Below are 14,879 nucleotides of genomic sequence, written 5' to 3'. Positions count from 1 at the left end.
ATGCCGAGCTTCTTCATCGACCGGCCGATCTTCGCCTGGGTCGTCGCGATCTTCATCATGCTCGGCGGGATCATCACGATCCCGATGCTGCCGATCGCGCAATACCCGAACGTCGCGCCGCCGCAGATCACGATCAGCACCAACTACCCCGGCGCCTCGCCGGAGGACATCTACCAGAGCGTCACGCGCCCGGTGGAAGAGGAGCTGAACGGCGTTCCCGGCCTGCTCTATTTCGAGTCCACCTCGGAGGCGAACGGCCGCATCAACCTGACCGTCACCTTCGCGCCCGGCACCAAGATCGGCGAGGCGCAGGTCGAGGTGCAGAACCGGATCAGCCGCGTCGAGCCGCGCCTGCCGCGCTCGGTCGTGCAGCAGGGCCTGCGCGTCGAGCAGGCGGGCACCAGCTTCCTGCTGCTGGTCACGTTGACGTCGGAAGATGGCCGTCTCGATGCCGTCGGGCTCGGCGATTATCTCAGCCGCAACGTGCTCGGCGAGATCCGGCGCGTCTCCGGCGTCGGCAGCGCGACGCTCTTCGCGACGCAGCGCTCGATGCGCATCTGGATGGATGCCGAGAAACTGCTCGGGCTCAAGCTGACCGCGAGCGACGTCATCGCCGCCGTGCAGGCGCAGAATGCGCAGGTCGCGGCCGGCCGCGTCGGAGCCCAGCCCAATCCGATCGGCACGCAGCTTTCCGCCACGGTTCTGGTCAGGGGCCAACTCACCACGCCGGAGGAGTTCGGCGCAATCGTGCTGCGCGCCAATACGGACGGTTCTTCAGTGCGGCTGCGCGACGTCGCGCGCGTCGAGGTCGGTGGCGAATCCTACAACTTCTCGACCCGTCTCAACGGCCAGCCGAGCGCAGCCATCGGCGTCCAGCTCTCGCCGACCGGCAATGCGCTGGCGACGGCGACGGCGGTGCGCGCCAAGATGGACGAACTCGCCCGCTTCTTCCCCGCCGGGCTGAAGCAGGAGATTCCCTACGACACCTCGCCCTTCGTGCGGGTCTCGATCGAGAAGGTGATGCACACGCTGCTCGAAGCGATGGTGCTCGTCTTCGTGGTGATGTTCCTGTTCCTGCAGAACTTCCGCTACACCGTGATCCCGACGCTGGTCGTGCCGGTCGCGCTGCTCGGCACCTGCGCGGTGATGTTCGCCGCCGGCTTCTCGATCAATGTGCTGACCATGTTCGCGATGGTGCTGGCGATAGGCATCCTCGTCGACGACGCCATCGTCGTGGTCGAGAACGTCGAGCGCATCATGGCCGAGGAAGGGCTGCCGCCAAAGGAGGCGACCCGCAAGGCGATGGGCCAGATCAGCGGCGCGATCATCGGCATCACGCTGGTGCTGACGGCGGTGTTCGTGCCGATGGCCTTCTTCCCCGGCGCGGTCGGCATCATCTACCAGCAATTCAGCCTGACCATGGTGGTCTCGATCCTGTTCTCGGGCTTCCTGGCGCTGACGCTGACACCGGCGCTCTGCGCCACCTTCCTGAAGCCGATCGCCAAGGGCGGCCATCACGAGAAGAAGGGCTTCTTCGGCTGGTTCAACCGCGGCTTCGACCGCGCGACGAACCGCTACGCCGGCGCCGTCGGCGCGATCACGCGCAAGCCCGGCCGCTACATGGTGATCTATCTCGCGCTGCTCGCCGGTCTCGGCTGGGGCTTCCTGCGCCTGCCCTCGGCCTTCCTGCCGAACGAGGACCAGGGCTATCTTCTCGTCGACATCCAGGCGCCGCCGGAAGCCAGCGCCAACCGCACGCTCGAAGTCCTCCAGCAGGTCGAGAAGATCGTGCTGGCCGAGCCTGCGGTCTCCCGCATGGTCGGCATCTCCGGCTACAGCTTCGCCGGCGCCGGCGAGAATGCGGCGCTTGCCTTCATCACCCTGAAGGACTGGAGCGAGCGCGGCCCGAACGATTCCGCCGCGGCGATCGCGCAGCGGATCAACGGCAAGATGTTCCAGATCAAGGACGCGCAGACCTTCGCACTCTCGCCGCCGCCGATCTCGGGCCTGGGCAACTCGACCGGCTTCAGCTTCCGCCTGCAGGATCGCGGCGGCCTCGGCCAGGAGGCACTGTCGGCGGCGCGCACGCAGCTGCTCAATGCCGCCACGCAGAGCCCGGTGCTCGCGGGGGTGCGCGTCGAGGGACTGGCCGACGCCGCCCAGGTCAACCTGATCATCGACCGCGAGAAGGCGAATACCTTCGGCGTCGCCTTCGCCGACATCAACGCGACGATCTCGGCCAATCTCGGCTCCTCCTATGTCAACGACTTCCCGAACGCCGGCCGCATGCAGCGCGTGACCGTGCAGGCCGATGCGAGCCAGCGCATGCAGGCGGCCGATCTGCTGCGCCTCAACGTCCGCAACGTGCATGGCGGCATGGTGCCCTTCTCCGCCTTCGCTACGGTCGAATGGCAGAAGGGGCCGACGCAGGTCGTCGGCTACAACGGCTATCCGGCCGTGCGCATCGCCGGGCAGGCCGCACCGGGCTATTCGTCGGGCGCGGCGATCGCGGAGATGCAGCGGCTGGCGCGCGACCTGCCGCAAGGCTTCGGCTACGAATGGACCGGCCAGTCCCTGCAGGAGATCCAGTCGGGATCGCAGGCGCCGTTCTTGATCGGGCTCAGCATCCTGTTCGTCTTCCTGCTGCTCGCGGCGCTCTATGAGAGCTGGTCGATCCCCATTGCGGTGATGATGGTGGTGCCGCTCGGCGTCATCGGCTCGGTCGCGGCGGTGACGCTCAGGGCGATGCCCAACGACGTCTACTTCATGGTCGGCCTGATCGCGATCATCGGCCTCTCGGCCAAGAATGCGATCCTGATCATCGAGTTCGCCAAGGACCTCCATGCCGAAGGCAAGCCGCTGCTGGAGGCGACGGCCGAGGCCGCGCGGCTGCGCTTCCGCCCGATCCTGATGACCTCGCTCGCCTTCACGCTCGGCGTCGTGCCGCTGGCAATCGCGTCCGGTGCGAGCGCGGCGAGCCAGAACGCGATCGGCACCGGCGTGCTCGGCGGGATGATCTCGGCGACGGTCCTCGCGGTCTTCCTCGTCCCGGCCTTCTTCGTCTTCGTGATGAATCTGTTCCGCCGGGAAGAAAGCTCCAAGCGGGCGCCGCTGGAGATCGTGGAGCAGAAATGAGGGCTGGGGGCGGCGTTTCAGCCGCCCCTTTGCCTGTCGAAGCGCAGCCAGCGATGCTCTGCCGAAGAGGCGACCGCGCATTCGATGAAGCGGACGCCGCGGGCGCCGTCGACCACGGTGGGGTAATCGGCATCCAGAGGATCGGCCACGCGCCCCGCCTGACGGGCGCGGATATCTGCGAAGACGCCGCGATAGATGTTGGCGAACGCCTCGATGAAGCCTTCCGGGTGACCGGGAGGGATCCGCCCTGCCCGGCGTGCCGATTCACACAGCCAGGGCGACGCGCGCGTCAGGACCTGCATCGGGCCGTCATTGCGGTGATGGACGAGCCGGTTCGGCTCCTCCTGCCGCCATTCCAGCGTTCCGAGTTCGCCCGAGACGCGCAGCCGGAGGTCGTTTTCCAATCCGGCATTGATCTGCGAGGCGACGAGCACGCCCCGCGCCCCGCCGGCAAGGCGCAGCAGGATGCTCGCGTCGTCATCCAGCGCCCGGCCGGGCACGAGCGCACCGAGATCGGCGACGAGTTCCTCGATCGCGAGCCCCGTCACGGCCGAGACAAGGTTTTCGGCATGCGAGCCGATATCACCCAGCGCTCCGGCGATGCCGCTGCGGGCGGGATCGGTGCGCCACCCAGCCTGCTTGTTGCCAGTCTTCTCCAAAGCGGTGGCAAGCCAGCCCTGATTATACTCGACTACGACCTTGCGGATGGCGCCGAGCGCGCCGGAGCGCACCATCTCGCGCGCCTGCCTGATCATCGGATAGCCGGTGTAGTTATAGGTCACGCCGAAGACCGTTCCGCCTGCCGTCACCGTTTCGACCAACGTATCGGCCTGGGCGCTCGTATGAACCAACGGCTTGTCGCAGACGACGTTGAAGCCCGCTTCGGCGAAGGCCTGCGCGATCGGGAAATGGCTATCGGTCGGAGTGACGATGACGACGGCATCGACACGGGCCTCCGGCGGGCGCTCCAGTTCCGCCTCGAGCAACGCCTGCCAGCTTGCATGGTTGTTCATATCGCTGAGGCCGAGAGCGCGCCCGGAGGCCAAGGCCTTCTCCGGCGTCGAGGACAGCGCGCCGGCCGTCAGCTCCGCCTGCCCGTCGAGGGCGATGGCATGGCGGTGCACGGCGCCGATGAAGGCGCCGTGACCGCCGCCGACCATGGCATAGCGCAGCCGGGTGGGAAGTGCGTCGGTCATCGGCCTGTCCATGCGTGAACTGGTGGCCGCCCCGGAAACGGAGCGGCCGGGAAGAGATCCGAAACGCCTTCAGAACGGCGAGTCGGGGAAGTAGAAGTCCTTGGCGTTGCTCTTGTCGATCAGCACCGAGGGGATAATCGTGGTCGCCGGCAGCTTCTCGCCCTTCAGCCGCGCCTCGGCCGTCAGCTTGATCGCGTCGTAGATGAACTTCGGCGAATAGCTGACATTGGCCTGGATGCGCGGGTCCTTGTTGTCGAGGATGACCTTGACCATGTCCTTGGCGCCGGCCCCGCCGAAGATGATCTTGATATCCTTGCGGTTGGCCTGGTCGATGGCGCGGATCGCGCCGAAGGCCATGTCGTCATCCGCGGCCCAGAAGGCGTCGATGTCCTTGAAGCGCGTCAGGAAGTCCTGCGTGACCTTGTAGGCGTCGTCGCGGTTCCAGTTGGCGAACTTGGCGTCGAGCAGCTTGATGTCGGGATGGCCCTTCAATACGCCGTTGAAGGCGTCCATGCGCTCGGTGTCGAGCGTGGTCGGAATGCCGCGCAACGCGACGACCGTGCCCTTCCCGTTCAGCGTCTTGGCGATGTACTCGGCCGGGATCTTGCCGAAGGCGGTGTTGTCACCCGCGACATAGGCGTCCTGGGCGGAGGTATCGGTGAGGCCGCGGTCGACGACCGTCACATAGGCGCCCTTCGCCTTCACATTGGCGACCGGCCGCGTCAGCGCCGCCGACTCGAAGGGGAAGACGACGAGCGCATTGATCTTGTTGACCGTGCTCAGGTCCTGAAGCTGGTTCGCCTGCTCGGTCGCGTTGGCCGCCGTGCGGATCGTGATCTTGAGGTCCTTGTGCTTGGCCTCCAGATCCTTCTTCGCCTGGTTCGCCCAGTAGTTGATGCCGCCCATGAAGCTGTGGGTCGCGGCGGGGATCGAGACACCGAGATTGACGGGCTCGGCGGCGGCACCGCTCGCCGCGAAAGCGAGGCCCGCTGCCGTGGCGGCGAGCAAGAGGCTGCGTCTGGTCTGCGTGGACATCGCTTCTCTCCCTATCCGGCTCGCCTTCAGCGGCGGCCTTTCTGCAAAAACGCGACGGTGATGATGACGAAGCCCTGCACGGCGGCATTGAGATAGACGCTGATCAGGCTCGTCAGGTTGAGGATGTTGCTGATCACAGAGAGCAGGATCGCGCCGATGACCGTGCCGGTGATGCTGCCCTGCCCGCCCTTGAGCGCGGCGCCGCCGACGATGACCGAGGCGATGGCCTCCAGCTCCCAGAGCAGGCCGGTGGTCGGCGATGCCGAGCCGAGACGCGGCACATAGAGCAGCGTGGCGATGCCGACGCAGATGCCGAGCAGCATGTAGGTGAGGATCTTCACCCGCTCGACATCGACAGCCGCATAGCGCGCGACCATCTCGTTGGAGCCGATGGCCTGGACGTGGCGGCCAAAGGGCGTCTTGTTCAGGATCAGCGCGCCGATGACGGCGACCAGCAGGAAGACGATGACGGGTACGGGCACGCCGGCGAGGCTGCCATAATAGACCGGTGCGTAGATGTCTGCGAGGCTGTTCTCCAGCGTAAGCGCGCCGCCATCGGCGAAATAGGTCAGGTAGGCGCGGAAGATGCCGAGCGTGCCCAGCGTGACGATGAACGGCTCGATGCGCCCCTTGGCGATCAGCACGCCATGGATCAGGCCGAAGGCCGCGCCGAGCAGCACGGCGAGCCCAGCCCCGCAGAAGACCGCGAGCAGAGGCGAGCCCAGCGCGCCTGCCGCCCAGTTGATGAACATGATGACGCAGCCGGCGATCAGCGCCGCCATGGAACCGACTGAAAGATCGATGCCGCCGAGGATGATGACGAAGCACATCCCCACCGCGATGATGCCGATGAAGGCGGTGCGGGTCAGCACGTTGAGGCCGTTGTCCAGCGTGGCGAAGTCGCCGTTGAGCAGCGCGCCCAGGCCGCAGAGCAGGATAAGGCCGACGATAGGGCCGATGCTGGCGATGCGCTCGGCCAGCGGCGTTCCCGCCTCGCGACGCGCTGCTGCGGGTCCGGCCTGCAAGGTCTCAGGCTGCGACATGGCGCGCTCCCGTTGCGTAGGCGATCATCGTCTCTTCCGTCATCTCGTCGCCGGTCACGGTCGTCACCAACCGTCCCTCGCGCATGATCGCGACGCGATGGGCTAGCCCGATCAGCTCGATCAGCTCCGAGGAGATGACGACGACAGCGAGCCCCTGTGCCGCCAACTTCTGGATCAGGAAGTAGATTTCACGCTTGGCGCCGACATCGACACCGCGCGTCGGCTCGTCGAGCACCAGCACTTTCGGCTGCGGGTGGAGCACCTTGGCGAGCGCCAGCTTCTGCTGATTGCCGCCCGAAAGGGAGCCTGCGCGCGCCTCCAGCGACCCGGTACGGATACCAAATTCGGCGACAGCCGTCTTCAGCGCCTCGCGCTCGGCGCCCTGGTCGAGCCAGGGTTTGGCGTAACGCTCCAATGCCATGAGGGTCAGGTTCGGACGCAGCGGAAAGGCGACGTGCAGCCCCTTTCCCTTGCGATCCTCGCTCAGATAGGTGAGCCCGTTGCGGGCAGCGTCGCGCGGCGAGCGCAGCGTGATCGCCTTGCCGCCAAGCCGGATCGCGCCGCGGCCGGCCCTCAGCCCCATGATGCCTTCGAACAGCTCGGTGCGGCCAGCCCCGACCAGCCCCGCAAAGCCGAGAATCTCGCCCGGCCGCACCGCAAAGGAAATATCCTGCGCCCAGCCGGGTACCGTGAAGGCATCGACCTGCAGTGCCGGCGCGGTCGAGGCGTCCGGTTCGATCTTGTCGGGAAAGAGATCGGAGATCGCGCGGCCCACCATCATCGTCGCCATGTCGTGGCGGGTCAGGGAGGCGGTGGGCGCGCGGCCGACCAGCCTGCCGTCACGCATCACCACCACCTCGTCGGTGATGCGCTCGACCTCGTCGAGCTTATGCGAGATGTAGACGATGGTGACGCCTTGCGCCTTCATCCGCTCGATCAGCCCGAAAAGGCGCGCCACCTCCGATGGCGTCAGCGTCGCGGTCGGCTCGTCCATGATGAGGAGGCGTGCCTCGCGCGAGAGCGCCTTGGCGATCTCGACCAGTTGCTTCTCGGCGACGATCAGGTGGCGCACCGGTTCGTCCGGGTCGCGGGCAAGACCGACCTCCGCGAGTGCAGCTTCAGCTTCGCGGCGCATGACGCGTTCGTCGAGGAACCAGCCCTTGCGGCGCTCATGGCCAAGAAAGATGTTCCCGGCGATCGTCAGATCCTCGGCCAGGTTGAATTCCTGGTGGATCAGCACGATGCCGCGCGCCTCGGCATCGCGGGAACCGGAGAAGGGAACGGGTTCTCCGTCGACCACCACCCGGCCTTCGCTCGGCTGCTCGTAGCCGGCGAGTATCTTCATCAGCGTCGACTTGCCGGCGCCGTTCTCGCCGAGCAATCCGTAGACACGGCCGGGCTCGAGCGCGAAGGAGACGCCGTGCAGGACCTGGACCGGACCAAAGCGCTTGACGATGCCGTCAAAGGCGACCGAGAGACCCGCCCGCTCCTGCCGCGTTCCGCTCATGCCGGGCTCCCGCTGCGCAGGGCCTCGCGCATCGCGAGCACGCCGGCGCCGATCAACCCCGTCTCGGAGCCGAGCGGGGCGGCAGTGATTTCGAGATGCCGGGTCGAGAGGGCGAGCGAACGCTGGTTCACGCTCTGGCGGATGGCGGCAAGAAACATCGGGCCAATCGCTGCGACGCCGCCGCCGATAAAGATGTGGGACGGGTTGTAGAAATTGACGAGCGCCGCCAGCACCTGGCCGATCAGCCGGCCGGAGCGGCGCACGATCGCATCGGCCTCCGCATCACCGGCGCGGCAGGCCGCGCCGACATCGATCGCTTCCACCCTGCCCTTTCCGGCGAGCTTCGCCGCAAGCGCCGGGCTGCGTCCGCTCCGTGCAGCCTCCGTGCCCATCGCCACGATCGCGGGCGCCGCAGCCATGGCTTCGACACAGCCGCGATTGCCGCAGCGGCAGAGCGGCCCCTCTGGATCGGCGCAGATATGGCCGATGTCGCCGGCTGAACCGGTCGAGCCGCGATAGAGTTCGCCATGGCAGACGATGCCGCAGCCGATGCCGGTGCCGACCTTGATGACGAGGAAATTGTCGATCTGCTTGCGCTGCCGCCAGAGCACCCCGAGCGCCATCAGATTCACGTCGTTGTCGACGAAGACCGGGGCATCGGTGATCTCGCCGAGGTCGTCGCGGATCGCGTAGCTGTCCCAGCCCGGCATCAGCGGCGGATTGACGAGCTGGCCAATGGCGAAGTTGACCGGGCCGGGCACTCCGATGCCGATGGCGAGAACACGGTCCGGCTCGATGCCGTTCTGCGCGAGCATCGCGGGCAGCAGGCTGCGCAGCCGAGCCATGATCGGGCCCGGCCCGGCTCCGACATCGGCCTCCTGCGAATGGCGCGCGATGATCGAAAGGTCCGGCTGGAGCAGAGCCACGTCGAGGCTGGTCGCGCCGATGTCGACCCCGACGAGGATGCCGATCCGGCCATTGACCCGCAGCGTCTCGGGGCGGCGCCCGCCGGTTGAATGCTGGACCCCGGCCTCGTCGAGCAGGCCCTGATCAAGCAGTCCAGCTGCGAGCGCATTGGTCTTGCTGCGCGAGAACTGCAGCGTGTCGGCCAACGCATAGCGCGCAACGCCCCCGGACCAGAAGGTCGCTTCGAGCAGCGCGAGCTCATCCGGGCTCAACCTGTGCCAGGGCAAGGCTATGACCGTCCTCCCCATCCATTCGATCTTGTCGCGACCGATTGCCGAACAGGCTAGGAAAGCTGCCGCGGATGCTCAAGACCGAACTTCGGCCAGATTACGGCAAAAGAGAAACGGAAGGCATCGCCCGGGCTTGCGGGGCCCGGGGACGACCTTGCCGGGCTGCTCGTGCTGGCGCAGCCGAAATGCTCGACGAGCCCCGCAACGGGGTAGATGAACCGAGCCGTCTCAGCATCGAGAGATCGCGAAGCGGACATGATCGCCGGACCGGCCCGATCGAAGGCGGAAGCCTTCACCACGCCTGAGGGAGGAGGCGGCGACCTGATGAACTCATCAGACTTGATAGACGCTGACGGCGGACTTCAAGAGCGTTTTGTCCGCATCTGCGGACGAGAACTGGGAATTGTTGTTCGCCGGCTGCAGCTGCAATGCGTTGTTCATTCCCCAAATCGCAGCCTGTGTTCGGTTCTGAACCCGGATCTTGCGCAGGATGGCTTTGACGTGGACCTTTACGGTCGCCTCGGCGATATCGATCTTTCGCGCGATCGACTTGTTGGCGTCCCCTTCGATCAGACAACGCAAGATCGCCATTTCCCGCGGAGAAAGCAGCGGTGCGCCCGCGCTCTCCGGTGGAGAGCATGGCAAAACCGGCTCGTCGTCGACGGGAACGGGGACGGCTTTAGGGCGGCGATTTTTTTTGACGGAGGACGTCGATGACGGGAACGTCGGGGGGAACACCGTCTCACCCAGCATCACCAGTTCAATCGACTTGACGAAGGAGTCGCAGGAAATGACGTTGGCGAGGTAGCCGCTGGCCCCGGCCTTGAATGCCAAAGCTGGCTCGTTCGGCTCGTAGTGATCCGTGACAACAGCGATCGGCACGTCCGGATGCTGGTCCTTTACAAGCTCGATTTCCGCTACCGCGAGGTCGAAGTCATCGCTGGTGTGAGCGATGAGAAACATGAGCCTCTGGGCACGAATCTTGCTCGCCAATTGCTCTTCATAGGACGCCGAGGAAAGGATGCGAAAATTCTTCTCCAGTAAAACCCGGGCAATGCCCTCTTTCATCAGGGAGTATTTTCCGATGAGGACGATACCATACGCTTTACTCTCCCTCATTCGTCCCTCCTGAACCATCAGGAAAACTCATATCCCCTCTAGGTAGGCCAGGCATCGGCTTTAGTCGTCAGCGGAAATCTTTATATATCGAAATTGCAAGATTATATTCTACCGAAATCCATCTTGCTAATATTCGACGAATAAATACTCATCGACGCAAACTTTCGACGGTCGATATTCGATCGGCCTTTTAATCGCCTCAGATCGTTAGGGAAACTTTCAGCCAGTGAAATGCCCGTAACGTGTCAGTCATCAGCTCGACGTGGAGTCGAACGGTCGGCATCGGCAGAACTTATTATTAGCTAAAATTCGCACGGCCGGCAAGCCAATTAGCAAATCATTAACTCTCGCACCAAGGCTTCGCACTGACGATGCCCTTGCGTCATGCCGCATCGAATGTCGAATAGCGAATTGTTTTTTATCGATTAAATTCTGAAGAGCGGCGGATTAACCTAAAATATGAATGACAGACCGTCCCCCGCGTTAGAGTCCTGTCTCTGAGCCGATAGCTCAGTGTCGCCGCAACATAGACAGCTGCAAGCTCATCCGGCCCCGGGCGTAAGAAAAATGCCGCTCCGCGCGATCGAAATCGGCTCTTCAATCTGCGACATGGCCGCCGACCGAACATGCCGACCACCAAGAATCTCGTAAATTGCCCAGCGTGGTTTCCCAACACACCGCCCGCCCGAGATTCCATGAAGCAGCGCCGGGCGTGCTTCACACTCAACTTTCTCGCCCGGAGCGAGCTCCGGGCCAGATTGAGCCCACCCTCAAGGTCGAGTGTCATCCCCCTTTCGATGTCGCGCGCGCACCTCTCAGCATATAATGCAGACGAATTCGTCCACTTAGCATCCGGAACGTTTCCTTCGGATTCAGGATCAAATCGAATGCCTTTGCCGCGATACCGACAGAAAGCTTACGCCCATCAAATTGATACCCAAGCTCTCGCAAGCGCTCCGCATGGTAATCCCAGAATTTCTTGTCCTTAAATTTGAAAGCACTGGCAGAAAGATAAGAATAGTACTGATCCAACAGCTCTCCGACGCGCTCTTCACGCTCACGCTTGGTCAAGTACCAGTCGCCATACTCTTGGCAGTCGCTGATTTCTGCCGAGACATAGGCATTGAATTCGAGAGAGGAGGTCGTTGCCCTCTGGTAGTGAATTCGCTCGTGCGCAAGAACCTGATGCACAAAGCCGAAATCCGCATATCGCAGATGCTTCAAGCAGGCACTGATATCCGCTTCCTGGGTCGGATTTGGAAAGAACTCGTCAGTATTCCGCATCAGATCTGACCGATACAGAACCGAGGTCGGGTTTCCCAGCACTCTCTGCGCCCCGAGCAGGTGAGCGCGACAGATATCTCGACCCGAAACCACGGTTTGCGAATACGGCAACCCAACGTTCCGAACGTACCAGATGTCTTTGGCACCGCTCAGTTGATAGGCGCCGACGATCCCTACCGACGGATTCTCCTCGGCGACACCGACCATCTTTTCAAGGCACTCCGGGTAGATCCAGTCGTCACCCGAGACCACTTTGCAATACTTGCTGTCTGCGGAAATCAGGCCAAACGCCTTGTTATGGTTTGCTATAATCGGCAACAGAGTTTCATTGCTGACAACACGAATGCGGCTGTCCCGCCGACGATACTCCTCAGCAATGTCGAGCGTCCCATCGGTGCTGGCATTGTTGAGAATGATGTATTCGAAGTTCTCGTAGGTCTGAGACAAGACGCTTTCGATACACTCCCGAAAAAACTCTCCGCCATTGTATACAGGCGTCACAACGCTAACCAGCGGACCAGCTTTCGTGTTCATCTTAGGCCCCCTCTTGAGAATAAGTCGTTCCCTCGGCGTAGTTTTCTTTGCTTTCCAGGAGCAAATTATCGAACTGCAGATTTAACTGCGATCGAAATTGCTCGGCGCGACTGCCGATACGAGCCTTGACCTCGTCCATATTGGCTATCAGGCGATCGGCCATAGCCGTCAGCCCTTCCGCATCGGATCGGGAAATTTCGACGCAGTACTCTGCCAAGCCCAAGCTTTCCATCAAAGTGGTAACCTTGGGATGCGGCGCCAAAGCGATAGGCGGCACGTTCGACAACGACGCAAATATCACGCCGTGAAAGCGGCATGTCACGTAAAAATCCACATGCGAGAGCGCCGCAAACATGTCGTTGATGTTTTCGACAGGTTCTCGCGTAACACGATCCGACGCCAAGGTCGGGCAATTCTTGCGGATCGCCGCATCAAGATCTGCAATCGCCTGGGAATCGAACCAGATGTCGCTGCTGAAGAGCTTGATCCGATAGCCTCGCGCCAGCATTCGGCCGCAAAATTCGACCAGGTTATCGATCAGGTGCCGATAGCCTTGATTGTCGTTGACCCAATGCCGGGAGGAGTCGCCGTAGGCCATCGGCCCAATGCCGATCACGCGCTCTTCTCCCAACTCGATCGGCTTCGTCGCCGGCGGGTCAGGCAGCCGAAGCCCCCATACCGCGTCCGCGACAACCTTCATCTTGCCCCGGAAGCCGATCTTGCGGAGCAGCTTGCCCGATGCCTGATCTCGCAGAGACACATAATCGGCCATGTCGAGCGTGCGCCTGACGAACCAACGGCTAAGCGAGGAATCCAGCGGACCTGCACCGCTGTTCAGGAAAACGCATTTGACGTTCAAGCACTTGGCGAGAAGTATCCATTTGAACAGCGTATAGGGAAACGCCCAGGGGCCGCCCCAATCGAGGAGCTGCCCTCCTCCGCAGATGATGATCATATCGAGTTCGCTGACAAAAAGAAGCGAACGCCCTAGAAACAGGATCTCGCGAATGAATTGAGCGGGTCGTGTGATCAGCACGTCCTTCATTGTCTTGGCCACGAGAAACAGGGGCCCGGCCTTCTTGGCAGCGGCCTTCAGCCTGCTCGCAAACCTGCCGGGATCAGCAGGAGGCAACGCCGATGACCATTCCTGCTGGAACGGGAAAACGCTTTGGCGCATCGCGACACAGGGGATTCCGTGCCGGCGCGTGGTGTCTGCCGGATCCATCGAGAGGCCGACGACGGAGACCTCGGGGGACCTGCGCGTGATGTTATCGAGCACCGCGGCTATGGAAGCCTCATCGCCCAGATTGCCCGTGCCGCAATGCGCCAAAAGCCCGATGCGGTTGGGCTTCTGGATCGCTGCATCCGCGGATTTGGCGCAGCTCTCCTGCTGCCCGGACCAGGGTCGATCGACGGCCTCGGCGGCGCGAACATAGATGTCGATCTTGTCGCTCATGCAGAACGCACTCGCTGCTGAACACGAAACGCCGCAAATCTCGATAGCGCCGCCGCTGCCGCGGCCTCCCCGCTTTTGAAGCTTTCGTCGGTCCACATGTAGCCCCAGTCGCCATAGCGACCGCAGTATGAGATCCCGATATCATCGAGATAACCGTGGACCGTCTTGAGGGCTGCGGCGCGATCGAGGTCGAATATTATGTTGGCATAAGGCAGATACATCGCCGTGCTGAACACGACCTGGTCGCTGTCGCGCAGCAGACCGCATCGGCGGAGATCGTCGATGACCGGCTGCACCCAGTCGTCAGGCTTCCCAGTGAATGGCTTGTATTTGTCAGAGAAATAGATCTCCGCCTGAATGCTCCCCATACCCTTCGGGGCATTGTTCTCGGAAAGCATGTGAGGGAAGCCGAGCCGCGTGAAGCAAATGTCTTCGTCGTAGAAATACGACATATGCGCGCTGGAGATGTCCTCACGATCCACGCCGATATTGACCAGAACGCATGACGAGCAGGCAAGCTTGCGCGATGCTTCCAGGACGTCGCTCGGCGCCCCCTCGATCATGCGAATGAGGTCGGGAAGCGGTACGGACGAAATCAGGGCGTCGTATTCCGTCCGCACGCCGTTCGAGAATTCGAGCACGCGCGTCTGCGGATTGACGGACACCAGCTCGTGATTCAGCTGGATACTTCCGAACGGCACGAATTTCTGCAGATAGGATACGAATCCGCCCTGCTTCGGATAGCGGAAATGCGTGATGTAATGAATGTTCGGCGACGACGCCGAAATCGCGCCGCGAAGCACTTCTTCCAGCGTCGGCCGGTAGATACGCGGCCCCAGCCAATCGGTGCTCATGTTCTCGGCTGTGGTGAGATGATACTTGCGCGTATACTGTTTCGGGAAGAGCTCGGCGAAAGTCGATCCGAAGCTGGCCACCAGCCAGTCGTTATAGTTGTTGATCGCCCCGTCAGGTTTTTGCCGTTCCTCCACGAAGTCCGCGATCACCTTCACGATCACATCTTCCGGAAGGCCATGCAGGTGGAGCTGGACAGGATGTTGCGGCCAGTAGCCCCGCCAGTAGTTGTTCAGATTGATCTGGATGGTTTCATAGAGCTGGTCGACACTGTCGGCGAACAGCTCCTGAATGCGTTCGTCCTTCGTGAAGGAAATATGCGGTCCGATATCGAAGACGAAACCGGGCTCGTGACGAAACGACATCGTATGGCCGCCATAGTACGAATTCTTGTCGTACATGATCGGCGTGATGCCTTCTTCCCGGAGTCGGTGTGCTGCACCGAGGCCGGCCATTCCAGTTCCAAGCACGACGACGTTTGGCATTGATGCACGTCCTTTGGGTTGCCGCGCTGTTGCGGTG

The 14,879-nt window shown here is 62.8% G+C and carries 10 protein-coding genes; 1 reads left to right on the top strand and 9 read right to left on the bottom strand.

The features are described from left to right. Positions 1-3,135, top strand: coding sequence for a multidrug efflux RND transporter permease subunit (locus tag AC1DNE_RS12160; protein ID WP_441472043.1), 3,135 nt, complete (start codon positions 1-3; stop codon positions 3,133-3,135). Positions 3,136-3,152: 17 nt separating this feature from the next. Here AC1DNE_RS12160 and AC1DNE_RS12155 read toward each other — a convergent pair whose 3' ends face one another. The 9 genes from AC1DNE_RS12155 to AC1DNE_RS12115 all read right to left on the bottom strand — a co-directional run bounded on the left by AC1DNE_RS12155 (position 3,153) and on the right by AC1DNE_RS12115 (position 14,842). After that, on the bottom strand, positions 3,153-4,331 hold the full coding sequence (locus AC1DNE_RS12155; protein WP_441472042.1) for a Gfo/Idh/MocA family protein: 1,179 nt from the start codon (positions 4,329-4,331) through the stop codon (positions 3,153-3,155). A 69-nt stretch (positions 4,332-4,400) separates the two neighbouring features. After that, the gene (locus AC1DNE_RS12150) at positions 4,401-5,366 is read right to left on the bottom strand and encodes a substrate-binding domain-containing protein (protein ID WP_441472041.1); all 966 of its coding nucleotides are present in this window, start codon (positions 5,364-5,366) and stop codon (positions 4,401-4,403) included. Between the two features lie 26 nt (positions 5,367-5,392). After that, complete coding sequence (locus AC1DNE_RS12145) at positions 5,393-6,409, bottom strand: ABC transporter permease (protein WP_476766475.1); 1,017 nt, start codon at positions 6,407-6,409, stop codon at positions 5,393-5,395. Then, positions 6,396-7,916, bottom strand: coding sequence for a sugar ABC transporter ATP-binding protein (locus AC1DNE_RS12140; protein ID WP_476841063.1), 1,521 nt, complete (start codon positions 7,914-7,916; stop codon positions 6,396-6,398). The genes AC1DNE_RS12145 and AC1DNE_RS12140 overlap by 14 nt, the downstream gene beginning before the upstream one ends. Continuing rightward, entirely contained in the window at positions 7,913-9,130 is a 1,218-nt protein-coding gene (locus tag AC1DNE_RS12135) for an ROK family protein (RefSeq protein ID WP_476766813.1), read from the bottom strand. The genes AC1DNE_RS12140 and AC1DNE_RS12135 overlap by 4 nt, the downstream gene beginning before the upstream one ends. A gap of 315 nt (positions 9,131-9,445) precedes the next feature. Then, complete coding sequence (locus AC1DNE_RS12130) at positions 9,446-10,231, bottom strand: LuxR C-terminal-related transcriptional regulator (RefSeq protein WP_476766812.1); 786 nt, start codon at positions 10,229-10,231, stop codon at positions 9,446-9,448. A gap of 783 nt (positions 10,232-11,014) precedes the next feature. Further along, positions 11,015-12,049: a glycosyltransferase family 2 protein gene (locus AC1DNE_RS12125; protein ID WP_441472036.1), complete on the bottom strand. Its 1,035-nt coding sequence runs from the start codon at positions 12,047-12,049 to the stop codon at positions 11,015-11,017. Position 12,050: 1 nt separating this feature from the next. Beyond that, positions 12,051-13,505 carry a polysaccharide pyruvyl transferase family protein gene (locus AC1DNE_RS12120; RefSeq protein ID WP_441472035.1) on the bottom strand — a complete coding sequence of 485 codons (1,455 nt, stop codon included), beginning with the start codon at positions 13,503-13,505 and terminating at the stop codon, positions 12,051-12,053. Beyond that, a complete protein-coding gene (locus AC1DNE_RS12115; protein ID WP_441472034.1) occupies positions 13,502-14,842 on the bottom strand; it encodes a protoporphyrinogen/coproporphyrinogen oxidase in 1,341 nt (446 codons plus the stop codon). Before AC1DNE_RS12115 ends, AC1DNE_RS12120 begins: the two co-directional genes overlap by 4 nt. Between the last annotated feature and the right edge of the window lie 37 nt (positions 14,843-14,879).

It is taken from the genome of Allobosea sp. 05L423, from assembly GCF_056397745.1.
The sequence above is the reverse complement of the archived record's forward strand: the minus strand, read 5'-3'. Positions and strand labels throughout refer to the sequence as shown.